This is a genomic window from Nocardioides conyzicola, from assembly GCF_039543825.1.
GTDB classification, from domain to species: Bacteria; Actinomycetota; Actinomycetes; order Propionibacteriales; family Nocardioidaceae; genus Nocardioides; species Nocardioides conyzicola.
Genome location: NZ_BAABKM010000004.1, coordinates 22106 through 40673, shown reverse-complemented (window position 1 = coordinate 40673; position 18568 = coordinate 22106). Strand labels below are relative to the sequence as shown.

General features: G+C 71.0%; 19 protein-coding genes. 10 read left to right on the top strand and 9 right to left on the bottom strand.

The genetic code is table 11. The features are described 5' to 3' along the window. Window positions 1-45: 45 nt before the first annotated feature. Genes ABEA34_RS20035 through ABEA34_RS20020 form a run of 4 tightly spaced genes read right to left on the bottom strand, consistent with a single transcriptional unit; the run spans window position 46 to window position 4397 of the window. On the bottom strand, window positions 46-636 hold the full coding sequence (locus ABEA34_RS20035; protein ID WP_345523335.1) for a GNAT family N-acetyltransferase: 591 nt from the start codon (window positions 634-636) through the stop codon (window positions 46-48). After that, complete coding sequence (locus ABEA34_RS20030; RefSeq protein WP_345523334.1) at window positions 633-2234, bottom strand: amidohydrolase; 1602 nt, start codon at window positions 2232-2234, stop codon at window positions 633-635. The genes ABEA34_RS20035 and ABEA34_RS20030 overlap by 4 nt, the downstream gene beginning before the upstream one ends. Next, a complete protein-coding gene (locus tag ABEA34_RS20025; protein WP_345523333.1) occupies window positions 2231-3655 on the bottom strand; it encodes an AMP-binding protein in 1425 nt (474 codons plus the stop codon). The genes ABEA34_RS20030 and ABEA34_RS20025 overlap by 4 nt, the downstream gene beginning before the upstream one ends. After that, on the bottom strand, window positions 3648-4397 hold the full coding sequence (locus ABEA34_RS20020) for an enoyl-CoA hydratase/isomerase family protein (protein ID WP_345523332.1): 750 nt from the start codon (window positions 4395-4397) through the stop codon (window positions 3648-3650). Before ABEA34_RS20020 ends, ABEA34_RS20025 begins: the two co-directional genes overlap by 8 nt. A gap of 89 nt (window positions 4398-4486) precedes the next feature. On the opposite strand from ABEA34_RS20020, the gene ABEA34_RS20015 reads away from it, so the two are divergent. The 4 genes from ABEA34_RS20015 to ABEA34_RS20000 all read left to right on the top strand — a co-directional run bounded on the left by ABEA34_RS20015 (window position 4487) and on the right by ABEA34_RS20000 (window position 8263). Beyond that, window positions 4487-5077, top strand: a complete 591-nt coding sequence (locus ABEA34_RS20015) for a TetR/AcrR family transcriptional regulator (protein WP_345523331.1) — start codon at window positions 4487-4489, stop codon at window positions 5075-5077. Between the two features lie 369 nt (window positions 5078-5446). Beyond that, on the top strand, window positions 5447-7000 hold the full coding sequence (gene lnt, locus ABEA34_RS20010) for an apolipoprotein N-acyltransferase (RefSeq protein WP_345523330.1): 1554 nt from the start codon (window positions 5447-5449) through the stop codon (window positions 6998-7000). 13 nt (window positions 7001-7013) lie between these two features. Continuing rightward, window positions 7014-7799, top strand: coding sequence for a polyprenol monophosphomannose synthase (locus ABEA34_RS20005; RefSeq protein WP_345523329.1), 786 nt, complete (start codon window positions 7014-7016; stop codon window positions 7797-7799). Continuing rightward, window positions 7796-8263 carry an FxsA family protein gene (locus tag ABEA34_RS20000; protein ID WP_345523328.1) on the top strand — a complete coding sequence of 156 codons (468 nt, stop codon included), beginning with the start codon at window positions 7796-7798 and terminating at the stop codon, window positions 8261-8263. Before ABEA34_RS20005 ends, ABEA34_RS20000 begins: the two co-directional genes overlap by 4 nt. Before the next feature lie 30 nt (window positions 8264-8293). On the opposite strand, the gene ABEA34_RS19995 is transcribed toward ABEA34_RS20000, so the two are convergent. The 3 genes from ABEA34_RS19995 to ABEA34_RS19985 all read right to left on the bottom strand — a co-directional run bounded on the left by ABEA34_RS19995 (window position 8294) and on the right by ABEA34_RS19985 (window position 10967). After that, window positions 8294-8677 carry an RNA polymerase-binding protein RbpA gene (locus ABEA34_RS19995; protein WP_345523327.1) on the bottom strand — a complete coding sequence of 128 codons (384 nt, stop codon included), beginning with the start codon at window positions 8675-8677 and terminating at the stop codon, window positions 8294-8296. 176 nt (window positions 8678-8853) lie between these two features. After that, complete coding sequence (locus ABEA34_RS19990) at window positions 8854-10218, bottom strand: MFS transporter (protein ID WP_345523326.1); 1365 nt, start codon at window positions 10216-10218, stop codon at window positions 8854-8856. Further along, a complete protein-coding gene (locus tag ABEA34_RS19985) occupies window positions 10215-10967 on the bottom strand; it encodes a glycerophosphodiester phosphodiesterase family protein (protein WP_345523764.1) in 753 nt (250 codons plus the stop codon). The genes ABEA34_RS19990 and ABEA34_RS19985 overlap by 4 nt, the downstream gene beginning before the upstream one ends. A 137-nt stretch (window positions 10968-11104) precedes the next feature. Here ABEA34_RS19985 and ABEA34_RS19980 point away from each other — a divergent pair, with 137 nt between their 5' ends. After that, window positions 11105-11377 (top strand): TFIIB-type zinc ribbon-containing protein, encoded by a 273-nt coding sequence (locus ABEA34_RS19980; protein ID WP_345523325.1) that lies wholly within the window; start codon window positions 11105-11107, stop codon window positions 11375-11377. Window positions 11378-11533: 156 nt separating this feature from the next. On the opposite strand, the gene ABEA34_RS19975 is transcribed toward ABEA34_RS19980, so the two are convergent. Further along, a complete protein-coding gene (locus ABEA34_RS19975) occupies window positions 11534-13060 on the bottom strand; it encodes a UDP-N-acetylglucosamine 1-carboxyvinyltransferase (protein ID WP_345523324.1) in 1527 nt (508 codons plus the stop codon). Window positions 13061-13163: 103 nt separating this feature from the next. Between ABEA34_RS19975 and ABEA34_RS19970 the strand changes: the two genes are divergently transcribed. Continuing rightward, a complete protein-coding gene (locus ABEA34_RS19970; protein ID WP_345523323.1) occupies window positions 13164-14180 on the top strand; it encodes a zinc-dependent alcohol dehydrogenase family protein in 1017 nt (338 codons plus the stop codon). 10 nt (window positions 14181-14190) lie between these two features. On the opposite strand, the gene ABEA34_RS19965 is transcribed toward ABEA34_RS19970, so the two are convergent. Next, window positions 14191-14601, bottom strand: coding sequence for a hypothetical protein (locus ABEA34_RS19965; protein WP_345523321.1), 411 nt, complete (start codon window positions 14599-14601; stop codon window positions 14191-14193). 397 nt (window positions 14602-14998) lie between these two features. On the opposite strand from ABEA34_RS19965, the gene ABEA34_RS19960 reads away from it, so the two are divergent. The 4 genes from ABEA34_RS19960 to ABEA34_RS19945 are packed head-to-tail and all read left to right on the top strand — an operon-like array spanning window position 14999 to window position 18407. Continuing rightward, window positions 14999-15391 carry a helix-turn-helix transcriptional regulator gene (locus ABEA34_RS19960; protein WP_345523763.1) on the top strand — a complete coding sequence of 131 codons (393 nt, stop codon included), beginning with the start codon at window positions 14999-15001 and terminating at the stop codon, window positions 15389-15391. Window positions 15392-15396: 5 nt separating this feature from the next. Then, window positions 15397-15807: a VOC family protein gene (locus ABEA34_RS19955; protein ID WP_345523319.1), complete on the top strand. Its 411-nt coding sequence runs from the start codon at window positions 15397-15399 to the stop codon at window positions 15805-15807. Window position 15808: 1 nt separating this feature from the next. Beyond that, complete coding sequence (locus tag ABEA34_RS19950; protein ID WP_345523317.1) at window positions 15809-16045, top strand: hypothetical protein; 237 nt, start codon at window positions 15809-15811, stop codon at window positions 16043-16045. Window positions 16046-16061: 16 nt separating this feature from the next. Continuing rightward, window positions 16062-18407, top strand: coding sequence for an ATP-binding cassette domain-containing protein (locus ABEA34_RS19945; protein WP_345523316.1), 2346 nt, complete (start codon window positions 16062-16064; stop codon window positions 18405-18407). The last annotated feature ends 161 nt before the right edge of the window (window positions 18408-18568 follow it).

The following is an 18568-nucleotide window of genomic DNA, read 5'->3' as shown; positions in this document are numbered from 1 at the left end:
AGATCTTGCGGCGGACCAATCGAACCGCCGGATGTTCTCCCGTTGTTACAAGTCGCTGGCCAGCAACGTCCGGCGTACGACGGGATCGGTCGCAGGGACGCCGTACCGCCGCAGGTAGACGGTCTCGACCAGCACACGCAGCGGGGGGTCGGGCTCGTCCGCGAGCGGGACGTCCATCAGCAGCAGCTGCGGGGCGTGGCCGTCGTCGTGCGGCGGCAGGTAGTCGCGCACCGGCTGGAGCCGCCCGCCCAGGCGCTCGTAGAACACGATCCGGCGCCGGTGCTCGTCGACCAGCTCGGGGGAGAGGCCGGCCTCGTCGGGGTCCTCGACGTCCCAGATCAACCGCGTCCTGCCGTCGGCCGCCAGCCGGGCGGTGAGCTGGCCCCACATCGTCGAGCCGGTGCCGCGGCCGCGACGGCCGACGGCGTAGTAGCGCAGGAAGGTCCAGCGCGTCTCGGGGAGGTCCCGCACCAGCGCGAAGCCGGCCGGGCCGTCCTCGTCGAGCAGCACCAGCATCCGGTCGACGAAGAGGTCGTCGAACGGGACCTGGAGCTCCTCGGGGAACGCGTCCTCGTAGATCGCCCGGACGATCCCACGCTGCTGCGGTGTCAGGCTCCCTGCCTCGACGAGCGTCATCGCTCCCACACCACCTCTCCGGCCAGCACGGTCCGGAGCACCTCGATGTCGCGGATCGTCGTCGGGTCGACGGTAGCGGGGTCGTCCGAGAGGACCGCCAGGTCGGCGTACTTGCCGACGGCGATGGTGCCGCGGTCCCGCTCCCCGTGCGAGGCGTACGCCGAGCCGAGCGTGTACGCGGTCAGCGCCTCGAGCCCCGAGATCGCCTCCTCCGGGCCGCAGGCGAGCCCGCTGTCGGTGCGCCGGTTGACCATGTCGTGGAGGCCGAGCAGCGGGGCGCCGTCGACGACCGGCCGGTCCGAGCTGCCCGGTGGGGTGATGCCCGCGTCGAGCAGGGAGCGGTAGCGGTAGGCCCATCCCGCGCGGTCCGGACCGAGCGCGCGCAGCATGCCGTCACCGATCTCGCCGACGAACCGGCCCTGGGGGACCGGCACCACGCCGAGCGCCGCGGCCCGGGCGACCTGGTCGGGGCGGGACACACCGAAGTGCTCGATCCGGTGGCGTACGTCGGGCCGCGGCCAGCGCCGCTGCGCCTCGTCGACGGCGTCCAGGACCAGGTCGATCGCCGCGTCGCCGATCGCGTGCGCCGCGACCTGCCACCCCGACCGGTGGGCGTCGAGGATCCGGGTGTGCAGCGCCGTGGCGTCGTCCTGCAGGTAGCCGCGCTCGCCGGGGGTGTCGGCGAAGTCCTCGGTCATCGCACACGTGTGCCCGATGAGCGAGCCGTCGCTGAAGACCTTCACCGGCCCGATGCGCAGCCGGTCGTCGCCGAGCCCACTGCGGATGCCCAGGTCGAGGCCGAGCACGATCCCGTCGGTCTCGTGCGCCGCCAGGCCGTGCAGCACGTCCATGGCGACCATCAGCTCGACCCGCACCGGCAGCCGACCGAGGTCGAGCGCGCGTTGGTACGCCGCCACCTCGACCGGGCTCTTGCCGATCCAGCCGCCGCCCACGCCGGCCTCGACGACGCTGGTGATGCCCTGCGAGAGGTACATCTGCCCGGCCCGCTCGATGGCGTCGACGAGCGTGTCGACGGGGTAGGGGAGGACCAGCCGGTTGAGCAGCTGCTGGGCCTGCTCCTGGAGCAGGCCGGTCGGGCGTCCCGCGGAGTCGACCACGACGAGGCCGCCGGGCACGTCGACCGGGGCGTCCGCGATGCCGAGGTCGGACAGCAGCGGGCCGTTGGCCACGCACATGTGCCCGGACGTGTGCTTGAGCCAGACCCGCCGGCCCGGCGCCGCGCGGTCGAGCGCGTCCCGGTCGGGGTGGGCGCCGAGCTTGTTCTCGTCGTACCCCGCGCCGACGATCCAGGCGCCCTCCGGCGCGGACGCTGCCCGCGCGGCGACGGCGTCGTACAGGGCGTCGAGGCTCGGCAGGCGCAGGTCGACCTCGTCTAGGGACAGGCCGTACCACGCCATGTGGTTGTGGGCGTCGTGGAAGCCAGGCGTGACGACGGCGCCGTCGAGGTCGATGGTCCGCTCGGCGGGGACGTCCTCGAGCGCGACCACCCGGTCCCGCCAGATCGCCACGGCCGGTGCGACCGTGTCGCCCTCCAGGGTGCGGACCCGGGCGTTGGTGAGGACCAGGTCCGCCTTCACGCGCTGCCTTCTCTCAGGGCGGCCTTCTCGACCCGGTGGGACGCCGTCAGCGGCAGGTCGTCGCGGAACTCCCACAGGCGGGGCACCTTGAAGGCCGCCAGCCGCTCGGCGCACCAGGCCGTGAGCTCGTCGGCGGAGACGCCGGGTGCCACGACGTACGCCTTGACCTCCTCGCCGCGGATCTCGTCGGGCACGCCGACGACGGCCGCGAGGCGTACGGCGGGGTGCGCGAGCAGCACGTCCTCGACCTCGCGGGCCGCGATGTTCTCGCCACTGCGCCGGATCATGTCCTTGAGCCGTCCCTCCAGGTAGACGCGACCCTGGTCGTCGACGCGGGCCAGGTCGCCGGTGGGGAACCACCCGTCCACGAACGGCGGGGGCTGTCCCAGGTAGCCCTCCATCATGCCGGGTCCGCGCAGCCACATCTGGCCGCCGTCGTCGATGCGCACCTCGCGGTGCGCGGCCGGGCGCCCCAGGCAGCCGGACCCGACGAGCTCGTCGTGGTCGTCGGGGGAGACCCGGATGTCCGCGCCGGTCTCGGTCATCCCGAACGCCTCGTACCACGGCACGCCCCACCGCTCCTCGAGGTCGGCGTGCAGCGCCGGGGGGATCGCCGAGCACTGCACGGCCCGCACCCGGTGCGCGCGGTCCAGCGGGTCGGCCGGCATCTTAAGCAGCAGCGTCGGCATCGCGGCGAGGCAGTAGAAGTAGGTCACCTCGTGCTCACGAACCTTGGCCCAGAAGGTCGACGGGTGGAAGCCGTCCAGCGCGACCAGGTGGGCGCCCGACATCAGGGCGGTGACGACGTTCCACTGCGGGTCCAGGTAGAAGAACGGCTGGGCGGTCAGCATCACGTCGCTCGCGACGACGTGCGGGAACTCCTCGAGCATGGAGGTGCCCAGCGTCGTCCAGTAGCGGTGGGTGAGGACGCAGCCCTTGGGGTGGCCGGTCGTGCCCGACGTGTACTGCACGTTGACCGGCGCGCCCGGGTCGACCGGACCGTGCACCCAGTCACCGCCCGGGACGAGGTCGTCGACCAGGGCGATGTCGGCGAGGGGCGCCAGCAGGTCGGCGTACGCCGGCGAGGTGACCGCGAGCCGTGCACCGGCATCGCTGACGACGTGGCCGGCGTCCGCGGACCGGTAGCGCACGTTGAGCGGCACCATGGCGGCGCCGAGGCGCATCAGCGCCAGCCAGACGAGCGGGAACTCCGGCTGGTTGTCGAGCATCACCGCCACCCGGTCACCCGGCTCGACGCGGCGCTCCCGCAGCGCCTGGGCGTACGCCGCCGAGCGCAGCGCGACCTCGGCGAAGGTCAGTGTCTCCGCGGGACCGTTGCCGGGGTCGAAGGTCCACGCCGGCCGGTCGGGCCATCGCTCCGCGGCGACCAGCAGGTGGTCGACGAGCGTCTGGTCAGCCACGGGTGAAGGCCTCCTTGGGCGCCTCGCCCTCCCCGGACAGGGAGGTCAGGATGGCGTGGTCGACCTCGCGGACCATCGCCTCCTCCAGGGTGGCATCGAGACCGTGGTCGAGCACCTGCTTGGCCAGGCTGAGCGCCAGCGCCGGCCGCTCGACGAGGCGACGGGCGAGGTCCAGCGCGGCGGTCTCGTGCTCACCCGGGGGTACGGCGCGGGCCACCATGCCAATCCGCGCGGCCTCGGCGCCGGTGACGCGTTCCCCGAGCAGGAGCAGCTCCTTGGCCTTGGCCCACCCGACCAGCATCGGCAGCAGCCGCGAGATGCCGCCGGTGACGCTGAGCCCGACCCCCACCTCGGGGAACCCGAGCTGCGCGTCCTCGGTCGCGACCACCACGTCGCACGCCAGCGCGAACTCGCAGCCGGCACCGAGCGCGTACCCGTGGACGGCGGCGACCACCGGCCCGGGGAAGCGGCGCGTCAGCCGGGTGACCTCCTGGATGGCCTCGAGCCGGAGCCGGGTCTCCACGGGCGTCTCGACAGGCTCGGGCTCCTTGAGGTCGTGGCCGGCGCAGAACGCCCGCCCCCGCCCGGCCAGCACGACCACCCGGGCACCCTCGGCAGCAGCGCGTGCCAGCGCCGCGCCCAGCTGCTCGGTGAGCTCGACCGTGACGGCGTTGAGCCGCTCGGGCCGGTTGAGATGGACCAGCGCGACCGCGCCGTCTCGGCTGTACTCCACGACCTCCACCGGAGGACTCCTTCACCTGGGGCTACCGATCGATCGATCGATCGGGCATCATCGGCACCGTAGGACGTCCCGGTGAGAGGGGTCAAGCGGTGGTGCAGTCGACGGAGGAGCGCGTGCGCTCCGCCGCGCTCACGCTGTTCGCCGAGCGCGGCTACCACGGCACCGGCATCCGGCACCTCGCCGACGCCGCCGGTCTCTCGTCGGCCTCGCTCTACCACTACATGGGCACCAAGGAGGAGCTGCTGGTCGCGATCATGCGCAGCAGCCTCGACGGCCTGCTCGAGGCGGCCGACGAGCTCTCCGCCACGGGCGACCCGGGGGAGCGGCTGGTCGCCCTCGTGCAGCTGCACGTGCGCACCCACGCCACGGCACCCGAGCAGACCCGCGTCGTCGACGACGAGGTGAACGCACTCTCCGCCGAGGCGCGCGCCGAGGTGGTCGCGCTGCGCGACCGCTACGAGGGACGGTGGCAGGAGGTCCTCGAGGAGGGCGTCGCCCGGGGCGACTTCCAGGTCGGGTCGGTGGCCGTCGTACGCCGCGCCCTGCTGGAGATGTGCAGCGGCGTCGCACGTTGGTGGACGCCCGCCGGCGAGCTCGATCTCGACGCCCTCGCGGCGGAGTACGCCGCCCTCGCGCTGCGACTCGTCGGCGCGTCGGAGCGACACGCCGACGGCCGGTGAAATTTTGCGTTGATCTCGGCGTACAGACTGCCGGTCTGACCTGCAGATTCGCGTGTCTGCGCAGGTCATCAGGCGGTTGACAGGCGGCGCGCTTCGAGTCCAAGGTGTGCCGTCCGCTCATGCAGATCGTGGCGGGCGAACCGACGTCCGAGTGGCCGGGTCGGAGGGTGGGGTGCCAACCACGCCTCGGACCTTGTTCGCGGAGGTCGGTTCGCCACCGCGAGAGCGGACGCGGAAGGAACCCGTGTCCCCTAGACAACAGCCACGGTCTCGGCAGCCGGTCGAGGTCGGACTGGTCCGAAGGGCGCGGGATCCTTCCGGGGCCTCCCATCGACGCCCTGCCGTGGGAGCCCTCGGTATCGTCGACTCGTGCTGCTCCGGATGCTGGTCGCCTTTGCGTGCGGCGTCGGGCTCTCCCTCGCGTTCGAACCCGTGGCCCTCCCGTGGGTCATCCCGTTCGCCGTCGCGGGGTTGGTGCTGACGACCCGCGGCCTGCGGGCGCGCGCCGCCTGGCTGCCGGGGCTCGCGTTCGGGATCGGCTTCCAGTTCGTGCTGCTCTACTGGATGCGCGCCGTCGGCACGGACGCCTGGATAGGCCTCTCCATCTGGCAGTCGCTCTTCTTCGCGGTCCTCGGCCTGGCCGTCTGCCTGCTGCAACGGCACCGGTGGTGGCCGCTCTGGGTCGCGGCCGCCTGGGTCACCAACGAGCTGTGGTTCAGCACCTGGCCGTTCAGCGGCATGCCCTGGGGCCGGCTGGCCTTCGCTGTCGCCGACACGCCGCTGGCCGACGCCCTCCCGTGGATCGGGACCGTCGGCGTGAGCTTCGTGCTCGCGCTCAGCGGTGCGCCGCTGGCCTGGGCCGTCGCCGAGCGGGGACGCGCCCGGCTCGTGGCGGCCGGGGCGTTCGTGGCACTGGCGGCGGCGGCGCTGCTGCTGCCGCTCGCCGTGCCGTGGCAGCCCGACACCGAGGGTGAGGCCACCGTCGCCGTGGTCCAGGGCGACGTGCCCGGCAACGGCGACGACATCCTCTACGACTTCCGCCAGGTCACCCAGAACCAGGTCGACGTGACCACCCGGCTGGCGGCGGACGTGGCGGCCGGTCGAGAGCCACGCCCCGACTTCGTCCTCTGGCCCGAGAACTCCACCGCCGTCGACCCCTTCCGCGACCAGCAGACCAACGCCGGCATCCTCTCGGCCAGCAACGCGATCGGGGTCCCGATCCTGGTCGGCGCGATCGTCGACGCGGGACCGACCCACGTCCTCAACCAGGGCATCGTCTGGGACCCGGTCACCGGCGCGGGGGACCGCTACACCAAGCACCACCCCGTGGTGTTCGGCGAGTTCATCCCGTTCCGCCGCTACCTCGACGACCTCCAGATCGGCCGGCTCACCATGGTCGGGCGCGACATGGTGGCGGGCACCCGCCTCGAGCCGCTCCGGGTCGCCGGGCTGGAGGTGGCCGACTCGATCTGCTTCGACGTGGCGTACGACGACGCGATCTACGGGCAGGTGTCCCGCGGCGCCCAGCTGCTGACCGTGCAGACCAGCAACGCGACCTTCATCCACACCCACCAGATCGACCAGCAGTTCGCGATCACTCGGCTGCGTGCGGTGGAGACGGGTCGGTGGCTGGCCGTCTCCTCGACCAACGGCGTCTCGGGCGTCATCGCGCCGGACGGCTCGGTGGTGTCGAGCGCGGAGCCGCGCACCCAGGCCGCGCTGGTCGAGACCGTCGGGCTGGACACCGGCATCACCCCGGCCGTCCGGATCGGCCCGTGGTCGGGGCGGGTGTGCATCGCCCTGACCGCGCTGGGCCTCCTGATGGCGCTGGTCCCGTATCCTCTGAGCCGCACCAGGCGGCGGGCCGAGGAGGCAGCGGTGCCGCCCGGTCACGCCGCAGCGAACGAGAGCAGGAGCGAGTGAAGAGGCGGCAACGGTGAGTCCCGCAGAGCCCCGCGTCGTCGACGGACTCGGCCGGGTGGTCGTGGTGATCCCGACCTACGACGAGGCCGGGAACCTGGCCTGGATCGTCGAGCGCCTGCGGGTCGCCCAGCCCGCGATCGACGTCATCGTCGTCGACGACGGGTCGCCCGACGGCACCGGGCAGATCGCGGACGGGCTGGCCGCCGCCGACCCCGCCGTACGGGTGGTGCACCGCACCGCCAAGGCCGGCCTGGGCGCGGCGTACCTGCACGGCTTCCGGGTCGCCCTGGAGGCCGGGTACGACGTGATCGGGGAGATGGATGCCGACGGCTCGCACCAGCCCGAGCAGCTGGACCGCCTGCTCGACGCGATGCGTGCCGGGGCCGACCTGGTCATCGGCTCGCGCTGGGTGCCGGGGGGATCGGTGGTCAACTGGCCCCTGCGCCGCGAGCTGCTCTCGCGCGGCGGCAACCTCTACGTCCGGATGCTTCTCGGCGTGAAGGTGCGCGACGCCACCGCGGGGTTCCGGCTCTTCCGCCGCACCGCGCTGGAGAAGATCGACCTCGAGGCGGTGCAGTCCACCGGCTACGTCTTCCAGACCGACATGGTCGCGCGCACCCTGGCGGCGGGCCTCACCGTGCGCGAGGTGCCGATCGAGTTCGTCGAGCGGGTCCGGGGCGACTCGAAGATGAGCGGCTCGGTGGCCACGGAGTCGCTCAAGCGGATCACCACCTGGGGCCTGCGTGAGCGCCGCAACCAGGTCCGCAAGGCGCTGCGCCGGACGGGGTCGTCGCGATGAGCCGCCGGCGCCGGTTCGTGCAGGGAGCGCTCTTCGTCGCCTTCGTGGTCGTCCCGCTGCTCGAGATCTACGTCCTGGTCCAGGTCGGGCAGGTCATCGGGGCCGGCTGGACGATCCTGCTGCTGCTCCTCGACGCGGTCCTGGGCTCCTGGCTGATCAAGCACGAGGGTGGGCGCGCCTGGCGGGCGATGCGCGAGGCGCTGCAGAGCGGCCGGATGCCGGCCACCGAGATCGCCGACGGTGCGCTCATCCTGGTCGGCGGCACGCTCATGCTGGCGCCGGGGTTCATCACCGACGCGTTCGGGATCCTGCTGATCCTGCCCTTCACCCGTCCGTTCTTCCGGCGGGTGCTGGCGGCCACGGTGGCCAGGCGGCTGCTGATCAGTGCCGTGGACGTACGACGCCCCGGACCCGGGCCCGCTGAGGGGCCCGTCGTCCGGGGCGAGGTCATCGACGACGAGTAGCCGCCGAGAGAGCGTGAGGTCTGACCTGGGTCAGGAGACCTTCCGCTTCTTCTGGTTGGCGCGGTGCAGGTGAGCGGGGCCGATCTCGCCGCCCCGGAGCAGCTCGAGCCGCTCCTTGAGGATGTCCTCGAGCTCCTTCTCGGACCGCCGCTCCAGCAGCATGTCCCAGTGGGTGCGGGCCGGCTTCTCAGCCTTGGCCTCGGGCAGGATGCCGGAGACGTTCATCGCCTCGGCACCGCAGCGCGGGCACTCCCACACGGCGGGGACGTCGGCCTCGACCGACATCGTCACCTCGAACTCGTGCCCCTGGGCACAGCGGAAACCAACTTGCTGACGAGCCGCGAACTCGATGCCGCGCTCGTCCTCGAAGCTTTGGCCCCCGAGCCGCGCTCCACGCAGTGTGCGCTCTGCCATGAGCCACCTCCCGAATCTTGTCCCCCGAATGTGCCTGTCCGAGACCGACGGGTCCGCGCACAGGCGCAGGCCTGTCTTCGATGTACCCCACGGTCGTCGGTCTCAATCCGTTCAACGGTAGGGGTCAGAGCAAGATTCCGGGAATCGGGCGCTATGACCACACTCACAGGAACTTCTCAGACGACCGCAGGCACCCGGTTGCCGGCCTCCTCGATCCCGCGGCGCGGGTCGAGGCGGAGCAGGAAGAACGCCCCGAGGAGGAAGAAGACGATCAGGGCGAAGATCGCGGGCCGGTAGGAGTCGGTCAGCTGGAAGACCAACCCGAAGACGAAGGTTCCGAACCACGACGTACCGCGCTCGGCGGCGTTGTAGAGCGCGAAGTACTCACCCTCACGACCACGGGGGATGAGCAGGCTGAAGAACGACCGCGACAGGGCCTGGGTGCCGCCCAGGACGATGCCGATCGCGACGCCGACGACCAGGAACAGCGCGACGTTCTTCTCGGGCAGGAACATCGCGACGACGACGATCACCATCCACGCGAAGACGCCCCAGAGGATCGAGCGGTAGGAGCCGTACCTCGCGGCCAGCCGCCCGAAGAAGAGCGCGCCACCGAACGCGACGAACTGGATCAGCAGGATGGTCGCGATGAGCACCGAGTCACCGAACTTCAGCTGCTTCGAGCCGTACGTCGACGCCGCGTAGATGACCGTCTGGATGCCGTCGTTGTAGAAGAGGTAGGCGACCAGGAAGGTCAGCGTCATCGGGAAGGCCCGCATCTCCTTCAGGGTCGTGAAGAGCTGGCCGAAGCTGCGCGCGAAGAGGCCGCCGTCCTCGCGCACGACGCCCTGGGGCGCCCGGTTGCGCAGGCGGAGCACCGGGATGATCGTGAACCCCGCCCACCAGACGGCGGCGCTGAGCAGCGACAGGCGGACCGACATCCCCTTGGACAGCCCGAAGGTGTCGTGCCCGAGCACCATGACCAGGTTCAGCAGCAGGAGCAGACCACCGCCGAGGTAGCCGAACGCCCAGCCTCGCGAGGACACGTGGTCGCGCTCGTCCTCGGTCGAGATGTCGACCAGGATCGCGTAGTAGCTGACCAGCGAGCAGCCGCCGAGGATGCTGCTCAACACGATGACGACGGCACCGATCTGCCAGTTGTCGCCCTTCATCAGGAAGAGCAGGCCGGCGAAGAAGGACCCGGCCCAGGCGAAGCCGGCCATGTGCCACTTCTTGCGCCCCGAGCGGTCGACGAACGCACCGACCACCGGCAGCAGGAAGGCGCTGGCGATGGTCGCGAAGCTCGTCAGGTAGAACGGCAGCGACCCCGCGGCCAGGTGCAGCCCGAGGACGTCCACGGTCTTGCTGCAGGTGTCGTCCGCGTCGACACAACCGGCGGCCTTGCCGGCGACGCTGATCATGTACGGCGCGAAGAGGACCGTGAGGATGGTCGTGTAGAACGCGCTGTTGGCCCAGTCGTACCAGTTCCAGGCGTGCTGCTCGCGGGTCCGGTCCTGCGGGTCGAGGTCGAGTGCGGTCATGACGGCTCCCTCCACTGGCCCCGTTCGACGAGGACGGCCTTGAGTATGTCGGTGCGGTCGGTGAAGAGCCCGTCGACGCCCCGGTCCAGGAGCACCTGCATCTCGTCGGCGTCGTCGACGGTCCAGACGTGCACGTGCCGCCCGGCCGCGTGCGCCCGACGGACCAGGCCCGGGGTGGCGACCCGGAGCCGGCCACGGTGGTGCGGGATCTGCAGGGCCGCCGCTCCCCGACCCGCGGCCAGCGCGGCCAGCCGGGCGCTCGGCAGCAGCCGGAAGGCGGCGATCTGGCCCGGGGTCGCGCTGGTCGGCACCCGCCCCTGCGTGAGCTCGCGGAACCGCGCCGTACGCCGTCGCGAGAACGACCCGACGAGGACCCGGTCCCAGGCGTCGCGGGCCGCGATGAACGCGGCCAGCGCGGGCACGGCTCCATCGGACTTGAGGTCGATGTTGAAGCGCGCCTCCGGGAAGGCGTCGAAGAGCTCGGCCAGCGTGGGCACCGCCTCCCGCCCGCCGACGAGCGCCTCGCGGACCTCGGCGAGGCTCAGCGCGGCGATCTCACCGCGGCGGTCGGTGACCCGGTCGAGCACGGAGTCGTGGAACGCGAGCAGCACCCCGTCGCGGGTCACGTGCACGTCCGTCTCGAGGTAGTCGTAGCCGAGCCCGACGGCGTGGCGGAACGCGGCCAGCGTGTTCTCGAGCCCCTCGATCTCGGGGTGGTAGGCCCCGCCGCGGTGCGCGAACGCGAGCACGGAGCGCCGCCCGTCGAGCACCTGGTCGAGATAGGCGAACCCGGTCCGAGGTGCGGTGCCCTGCGACGTCACGACGTGAGTATCGCCGACCGGCGAGGGTCCGCGCGCCCTCACCACGCGAGCGGTAGCGTCGGGACATGGAGACCTTGACCTGCCCCCGGTGCGGCGCGGAGATGGAGACGCGCGCCATCAGCTCCTCCCTGGGAGAGGGCGCGGTCAGCGCCTGTCCCGACGGACACGGCGTGTTCCTCGCCCGGTCCGACCTCGGCGCCCTCAGCGAGGCCGAGAGCGACTGGCACCGTCACACCACCCAGCAGACGACCGCGATGCCGCGGATCACCCCGGAGATGACCGCACCGCCGGTCAGCAAGCCGCCCGCCCGGTCGTGGGTGGAGACGCTCTTCAACTGAGCCCGCTTCGCTCAGGTCGCCCTCTGGGGTCACCGATGGGATCTCGATGAAGGGCCGTAGGACGATCGCCGAGTCGGCGCTAGTTTCTGCTGCGGGCGCTGCGCGCCATCGGAAACTAGCGCCGACTCGGCTCCTATCTATTTCCGCTTCGCTTCGCTAGATGTCTCTGAACGTCTCGATGTTGGCGCCCAGCAGGTTGAGCCGCTCGGCGAGGTCCTCGTAGCCACGGTGGATGACGTACGTCGAGCGCAGCACCGACGTGCCCTTCGAGGCGAGCATCGCCAGCAGGATGACGACGGCCGGGCGCAGCGCCGGCGGACAGACCAGCTCGGTGCCGCTGAAGCTCGTCGGGCCCTCGATCATCACCCGGTGCGGGTCGAGCAGCTTGACCCGGGCACCGAGCTTGTTGAGGTCGGTGAGATAGATCGCGCGGTTCTCGTAGACCCAGTCGTGCAGCAGGGTCTGCCCCTCGGCGACGGCGGCGATCACGGCGAAGAACGGCAGGTTGTCGATGTTGAGCCCCGGGAACGGCATCGGGTGGATCTTGTCGAGCGGCGCGTGCAGCTCGGACGGCTTGGTGGTGAGGTCCACCAGGCGGGTGTAGCCGTTGAGGGCGACGTACTCGTCGCTGCGGTCGTACTGCAGCCCCATCTCCTCGAGCAGCGCCAGCTCGATCTCGAGGAACTCGATCGGCACCCGGCGGATCGTGATCGACGACTTCGTCACGATCGCGGCGGCGAGCAGCGACATCGCCTCGATGGGGTCCTCGCTCGGCGCGTAGTCGACGTCGACGTCGATCTCGGCGAGGCCGGTGACGCTGAGCGTGGTGGTCCCGATGCCCTCGACGACCACGCCGAGGCGCTGCAGGTAGAAGCACAGGTCCTGGACCATGTAGTTGGACGACGCGTTGCGGATGACGGTGGTGCCGGGGTGCAGTGCCGCGGCCATCAGGGCGTTCTCGGTGACCGTGTCGCCGCGCTCGGTGAGCACGATCGGGCGCTTCGGCTCGACGGCGGGGTTGACCTGCGCGTGGTACATCCCGTCGGTGGCCTTGATCTCCAGGCCGAAGGGCCGCAGCGCGGCCATGTGCGGCTCGACGGTGCGCGTGCCGAGGTCGCAGCCGCCGGCGTACGGCAGCTCGAAGACGTCCTCGCGGTGCAGCAGCGGGCCGAGGAACATGATGATCGAGCGCGTACGGCGAGCCGCGGCGGCGTCGATGTTGTCGAGGTCGAGCTGCTTGGGCGGGATGATCTCGAGGTCGTTGTCGTCGTTGAGCCACCGCGTCTGCACCCCGAGGCTGGTCAGCACCTCGAGCAGGCGGTTGACCTCCTCGATCCGGGCGACCTTGCGCAGGGTGGTCCGCCCGCGGTTGAGCAGGGTGGCGCACAGCAGCGCGACGCCGGCGTTCTTGGAGGTCTTGACGTCGATGACGCCGGAGAGCGTGGTCGGCCCGGTCACCCGCAGGTGGGTCGGCCCGGCCCCGACGGCGACGATCTCGGAGTCGAGCGCGGCACCGATCCGGGCGAGCATCTCCAGGGACATGTTCTGGTGACCCTTCTCGATCCGGTGGATCGCGCCCTGGCTGGTGCCGAGCAGATCGGCCAGCTGCTGCTGGGTCAGACCGCGGTGCTTGCGCGCGTCGCGGATCAGGTTGCCGATCCGGTTCTTGTATCCGTCACTCATGCAAACCACGGTAACTCATATATGAGGTAATGCAACCTGACCGGGCTGACGGGGTGTCGCGGGCCCCGAGGTGGGGGAGCGGCGGTCCTGAGAGGATGGCTCCATGCGCGCAACGACCATCCACGGTACCCGAGACATCCGCGTCTCTGACGTACCCGACCCGGTGATCTCCGCCCCGACCGACGCGATCGTGAAGATCGTCGCCGGGTGCATCTGCGGCTCGGACCTGTGGCCCTACCGCGGCGACAACGAGGTCACGCCCGGCGACACCATGGGGCACGAGTGCGTCGGCGTCGTGGAGGAGGTCGGCGCGGACGTAACGTCGTTCCGGCCCGGGGACTTCGTGATCGTGCCGTTCGACCACTGCGACAACACCTGCGCGCACTGTCGCGCGGGCGCCCAGGCGGGCTGCGTCAACCTCGGGTTCACCGAGAGCGGCCAGGCCGAGTACGCCGTCGTCACGCAGGCCGAGGGCAGCCTGGTGAAGACCGACGGGATGCCCGACCCCGCGCTGGTCCCGTCGCTGCTCACGCTCGCCGACGTGTTCCCGACGGGCTGGCACGCAGCGGTCTCGGCCCGCGTGCAGCCCGGGGGTACGGCCGTGGTGATCGGCGACGGCGCGGTCGGGCTCTTCGGGGTCCTCGCGGCGTCGCTCCAGGGCGCCGAGCAGGTGATCGCGATGTCGCGTCACGAGCCCCGGCAGGCGATCGCGCGGGCCTTCGGCGCCACCGCCGTCGTGGCCGAGCGGGACCAGGCCGGGGTCGAAGCGGTCATGGAGCTCACCGACGGCATCGGCGCGGACGCCGTGCTGGAGTGCGTCGGCACGGACCAGTCGATGCAGACCGCGTTCAAGATCGCGCGACCCGGCTCCACGGTGGGCTTCGTGGGTGCTCCGCACGGCATCGAGCTGCCGGTGCGCCGGATGTTCACCCAGAACATCGGCCTCGCCGGCGGGATGGCGCCGACGCGCAAGTACATCCCGGAGCTGCTCGAGCGGATCCTGGCCGGGGGGATCGACCCCGGCATCGTCTTCGACCTCACGGTGCCCCTCGACGAGGTCGCCGAGGGCTACCGCGCGATGGACGAGCGACGAGCGATCAAGGTGCTCGTCCAGCCCTAGCGGGGCAGGGTCAGCTGCGGCGACCGGAGACGGACAGGCCCGCGCCGAGCAGGAGCCCGATGCCGGCGAGCAGCTCGCTGACGAAGACGGCGGTCTCGTTGTCGAGGAACACCGCGAACAGGATCAGCAGGATGCCGGCCAGCCCGCAGATGCCCAGCAGCGGCGCCTTGGGCAGCGAGGTGTTGAGGCCCATCGCCACCAGCACGATCGTCGTGCCGATGACACCGTCGCGGTAGCCGGCCCACATGCCGCTGGCCTCCGCGCCGTACAGGAGCCAGCTCGCCAGGATCAGGCCGATGCCGGAGACCAGGATCAGCAGCCACCCGAACGGTGCCATGACCGGCACCGGGCCGGCCGCCGCGGGGGCGCCGGTGGAGACTGCAGGGGTGCCGGTGGCCGTACGTCGCTCGGGTGTCGCCATGCCGCAAAGCCTAGGGCACGGAGGCCGCTCTCAGGCGACGACCCGGCTCCGAGCAGTTGCCGGCACGCAGCTGCAGGAGTCGCCACACGCAAGGTAGGAGTGGGGAGCGTGCCCGCACTGCGGGCACGGCATGTCGTGCGAGAGATGCACGGTGTTCGTCTGGACGGTGTCCCACATGGCGCTTACCTTCCCCCCGGATGTCCAAGCACCTACGACGGTAGGCATCGGGCGCCGCGGCTGGGGCGGATTGCGCGCGAATGCCCCGACCTGGGGTATCCGCCTAGCCCGTTCGGGCCACGCGCAGCCATCCATCCGGCGTGGCAGAATTTCGAAGGTGAGCAGCCCGGACGAGCAGCGCCTGCGCGACCTGACCCTCCTGCGCCGGGTGCGCGACCGGATGGATCGCGAGTACGCGCAGCCGTTGGACGTCGAGTCGCTGGCCCGGGGCGTGCACATGTCCGCGGGGCACCTGAGCCGGGAGTTCAAGCGGGCGTACGGCGAGTCGCCGTACTCCTACCTGATGACCCGCCGGATCGAGCGAGCGATGGCGCTGCTGCGGCGCGGCGACCTCAGCGTCACAGAGGTCTGCTTCGAGGTCGGCTGCCAGTCGCTCGGCACGTTCAGCACCCGCTTCTCCGAGCTGGTCGGGATGTCGCCGAGCACCTACCGCCAGGCCGCCGGCGAGATGCAGGGCGTGCCGTCGTGCGTGGTCAAGGCGGTGAGCAGGCCGGTGCGTGCCACATCGATCAGGAATGGAGAAGCGCCCGCCCGCGACCCGCACCTAGCGTGACGGTCATGAACCTCACCATCCACACCACCGTCCTCCCGCACGAGGACCCCGATGCCTCGGTCGCGTTCTACCGCGACGTGCTCGGCTTCGAGGTCCGCACCGACGTCGGCAGCGGCACGATGCGCTGGATCACCGTCGGGCCCGTCGACCAGCCCGGTACGTCGATCCTGCTCGGGCCGCCGGCGGTCGACCCGGGCATCACCGACGCCGAGCGTCAGATGATCACAGACATGATGGCCAAGGGCACCTACGGCTGGATCCTCCTGGCCAGCGACGACCTCGACGCCACGTTCGACGCCGTCCAGGCGAGCGGCGCGGAGGTGGTGCAGGAGCCGATCGACCAGCCGTACGGCCTGCGCGACTGCGCGTTCCGCGACCCCGCGGGCAACATGGTGCGGATCCGGGCGGTGGCCTGAGATGAAGACGATGACGTGCCGGCAGATGGGCGGTCCCTGCGACCAGGCCTTCCAGGGCGAGAAGGCCGACGACGTGATCAACCAGCAGGACCAGCACCTCAAGGACATGGTCGCGGCGGGCGACGAGGCCCACGTGCCCGCCAACGACGACATGCGTGGCCGCTGGAAGCACCCGATCAAGGGCATGGGCTGGTACAAGGACACCAAGAAGGCGTTCGCCGCGCTGCCCGACGACTGAAGGAGCGCCTCACCGCATGCACGGAGCCGACAGCCACGACCTGATCCGGGTGACCGGCGCGCGGGTCAACAACCTCAAGGACATCAGCGTCGAGATCCCGAAGCGCCGGCTGACGGCGTTCACCGGGGTGTCGGGGTCGGGCAAGAGCTCCTTGGTCTTCGGCACCATCGCCGCCGAGTCACGCCGGCTGATCGACGAGACGTACTCGACCTTCGTGCAGGGCTTCATGCCCAGCCTGCCGCGCCCGGACGTCGACGCGCTCGAGGGACTCACCACCGCCATCCTGGTCGACCAGGAGCGCCTGGGCGCCAACCCGCGCTCGACGCTCGGGACCGTCACGGACGCCAACGCGCTGCTGCGCTCGCTCTTCAGCCGGCTCGGCACGCCGTACATCGGTGGGCCGACCGCCTTCTCCTTCAACATCCCCACCACCCGGGCCAGCGGTGTCATGACCGGTCCCAAGGGCGAGAAGAAGATCGTCCAGGACGCGGTCTACCTCGGCGGCATGTGCGCCGAGTGCGAGGGACGCGGCACGATCTCCGACCTCGACCTGTCGGTGATCATCGACGAGTCGAGGTCGCTGGTCGACGGCGCCATCCTGGTGCCGGGCTACACCGCCGACGGGTGGATGGTCGCGACCTACATCGAGTCCGGCTTCGTGGATCCGAACAAGCCGATCAAGGACTACACGGACAAGGAGCGCAACGACCTCCTCTACAAGCAGACGACCAAGATCAAGGCCAAGGGCATCAACGTCAGCTACGACGGGCTGATCCCGAAGATCCGCAAGTCGATGTTCAGCAAGGACGTCGAGTCGTTGCAGCCCCACATCCGCGCGTTCGTCGAGCGGGCCGCGGTCTTCAAGACCTGCCCGGTCTGCGACGGCACCCGGCTCAACGAGTCGGCCCGGTCGTCGCTGATCGGCGGGCTCAGCATCGCCGACGTCTGCGCGATGCAGGTCGTGGACGCGGCAGCGTGGGCGCGCACCATCGACGACGGGGGAGTGGCGCCCCTGGTGGAGGGACTGCTGCACCTCTTCGACTCGTTCGTCGAGATCGGTCTCGGCTACCTGTCCCTGGATCGGCCGTCGGGCACGTTGTCCGGGGGCGAGGCCCAGCGCACCAAGATGGTCCGAGCCCTCGGGTCGTCGCTCACCGACGTCACCTACGTCTTCGACGAGCCGACCGTCGGCCTGCACCCGCACGACATCGCGCGGATGAACAACCTGCTGCTCGAGCTGCGCGACAAGGGCAACACGGTCCTGGTGGTCGAGCACAAGCCGGAGACGATCGCGATCGCCGACCACGTCGTCGACCTGGGGCCGGGAGCGGGCACCGGGGGAGGCACCGTCTGCTTCGAGGGCACCGTCGACGAGCTGACCGCCTCCGACACCCTCACCGGCCGGCACCTCCACCACCGGGTGCGGCTCAAGGACGACGTCCGCGCCCCGTCCGGGCAGCTGGAGATCCGCGGCGCCAGCGAGCACAACCTGCGAGACGTCGACGTCGACGTACCTCTCGGCGTGCTGTGCGTCGTCACCGGCGTCGCCGGGTCCGGCAAGTCGTCCCTGATCCACGGGTCGATCCCGGCTGAGGAGGACGTGGTGTACGTCGACCAGGGCGCGATCCGGGGGTCGCGGCGGTCCAACCCCGCGACGTACACCGGGGTGCTCGAGCCGATCCGCAAGGCCTTCGCGAAGGCCAACGGCGTCAAGCCGGCGCTCTTCTCGGCCAACTCCGAGGGCGCCTGCCCGACCTGCAAGGGCAACGGGATGATCTACACCGAGCTCAGCTTCATGGAGACCGTCGCGACCCCGTGCGAGGACTGCGGCGGCAAGCGCTTCCAGGCGGCGGTGCTCGAGCTGCGGTTCGGCGGCCTCACCATCGCCGAGGTGCTCGACCTGCCCGTCGCCGAGGCGCACGCGTTCTTCGCCGACGGCGAGGCGAGGACGCCGGCCGCGGCCGCGATCCTGGCGCGGCTCGAGGACGTGGGACTCGGCTACCTCCGGCTCGGCCAGCCGCTGACCGCGCTCTCCGGTGGCGAGCGCCAGCGGCTGAAGCTGGCCATGAGCATGGGGGAAAAGGGTGGCGTCTACGTCCTGGACGAGCCCACCACCGGGCTGCACCTCGCCGACGTCGAGCACCTTCTCGGCCTGCTCGACCGGCTCGTCGACGGCGGCAAGTCGGTCATCGTGATCGAGCACCACCAGGCCGTGATGGCGCACGCCGACTGGATCATCGACCTCGGGCCCGGGGCTGGCCACGACGGCGGCCGGGTGGTCTTCGAGGGCACGCCGACCGACCTCGTCTCCGCCAGGTCGACGCTCACCGGCGAGCACCTGGCGGCGTACGTCGGCTCCTGAGGCGACGCCCGCCGGGGTCGCGTGCGCGTTCGGCACCGGACTGGCGGTGGTACCGCCCGCTCGGTAGCCCCGACACCGGTGTAGTTCTGGCCGGAAGGGGTTTCCTGAGCGTGAATGCATCGCCGATAACTGACATTATGTCAAGTAATACGGAAACGAGG

What these genes read in the sequence shown, in the direction of transcription:
- ABEA34_RS20035 (WP_345523335.1), bottom strand. Translation starts at nt 636, where the DNA reads ATGACGCTCGTCGAGGCAGGGAGCCTGACACCGCAGCAGCGTGGGATC.
- ABEA34_RS20000 (WP_345523328.1), top strand. Translation starts at nt 7,796, where the DNA reads ATGAGCCGCCGGCGCCGGTTCGTGCAGGGAGCGCTCTTCGTCGCCTTC.
- ABEA34_RS19995 (WP_345523327.1), bottom strand. Translation starts at nt 8,677, where the DNA reads ATGGCAGAGCGCACACTGCGTGGAGCGCGGCTCGGGGGCCAAAGCTTC.
- ABEA34_RS19990 (WP_345523326.1), bottom strand. Translation starts at nt 10,218, where the DNA reads ATGACCGCACTCGACCTCGACCCGCAGGACCGGACCCGCGAGCAGCAC.
- ABEA34_RS19980 (WP_345523325.1), top strand. Translation starts at nt 11,105, where the DNA reads ATGGAGACCTTGACCTGCCCCCGGTGCGGCGCGGAGATGGAGACGCGC.
- ABEA34_RS19975 (WP_345523324.1), bottom strand. Translation starts at nt 13,060, where the DNA reads ATGAGTGACGGATACAAGAACCGGATCGGCAACCTGATCCGCGACGCG.
- ABEA34_RS19970 (WP_345523323.1), top strand. Translation starts at nt 13,164, where the DNA reads ATGCGCGCAACGACCATCCACGGTACCCGAGACATCCGCGTCTCTGAC.
- ABEA34_RS19965 (WP_345523321.1), bottom strand. Translation starts at nt 14,601, where the DNA reads ATGGCGACACCCGAGCGACGTACGGCCACCGGCACCCCTGCAGTCTCC.
- ABEA34_RS19960 (WP_345523763.1), top strand. Translation starts at nt 14,999, where the DNA reads ATGGATCGCGAGTACGCGCAGCCGTTGGACGTCGAGTCGCTGGCCCGG.
- ABEA34_RS19955 (WP_345523319.1), top strand. Translation starts at nt 15,397, where the DNA reads ATGAACCTCACCATCCACACCACCGTCCTCCCGCACGAGGACCCCGAT.
- ABEA34_RS19950 (WP_345523317.1), top strand. Translation starts at nt 15,809, where the DNA reads ATGAAGACGATGACGTGCCGGCAGATGGGCGGTCCCTGCGACCAGGCC.
- ABEA34_RS19945 (WP_345523316.1), top strand. Translation starts at nt 16,062, where the DNA reads ATGCACGGAGCCGACAGCCACGACCTGATCCGGGTGACCGGCGCGCGG.